Annotated in this window: 1 protein-coding gene; it reads left to right on the top strand. The window is 57.0% G+C overall.

Translation table 11 applies throughout. The features are described 5' to 3' along the window. Window positions 1-313 precede the first annotated feature (313 nt). The coding region (locus R7F64_RS23905) for an eS25 family ribosomal protein (protein WP_318072154.1) at window positions 314-683 on the top strand (370 nt) is incomplete at its 3' end.

The following is a 683-nucleotide window of genomic DNA, read 5'->3' as shown; positions in this document are numbered from 1 at the left end:
CTATTCCGTTGCTGTAGGCGTACGGGGATTCGGCTGCTCCGTCCTGAAGACTCTCCAGAATCTCGCCTTTGCCCACGTCGCTGTCGCCCACCAGCAGGAACTTGAGCAGGTAATCGTAGCTCTTCACTGGACTGCCCTGGGTGCCCATCCTCCCGCCCGCCGCACCGCGGCCCACGGCACCGCCGCCAGACCTCAGCCTCCTAGCCGCCGCTGCTACCGCCGCCGCCGCCGCCGCCGCCATGGGAGTGCAGGTGGAGACCATCTCTTCTGGAGACGGGCGCACCTTCCCGAAGCGCGGCGGCTGAGTTTCGCCATGCCGCCCAAAGACGACAAGAAGAAGAAGGATGCCGGAAAGTCGGCCAAAAAAGACAAGGACCCAGTAAATAAATCTGGTGGCAAGGCCAAAAAGAAGAAGTGGTCCAAAGGCAAAGTTCGGGACAAGCTGAACAATCTCGTCCTGTTTGACAAAGCTACTTACGACAAACTTTGTAAGGAAGTTCCCAACTATAAGCTTATTACTCCAGCTGTGGTCTCCGAGAGACTGAAGATTCGAGGTTCCTTGGCCAGGGCAGCCCTTCAGGAGCTACTTAGTAAAGGACTTATCAAGCTGGTTTCAAAGCACAGAGCCCAAGTAATTTACACCAGAAACACAAAGGGTGGGGACGCTCCAGCTGCTGGCGAAG

The organism is Vibrio sp. Vb1980 (genome assembly GCF_033338615.1).
Lineage (GTDB): Bacteria > Pseudomonadota > Gammaproteobacteria > Enterobacterales > Vibrionaceae > Vibrio > Vibrio alginolyticus.
The sequence above is the reverse complement of the archived record's forward strand: the minus strand, read 5'-3'. Positions and strand labels throughout refer to the sequence as shown.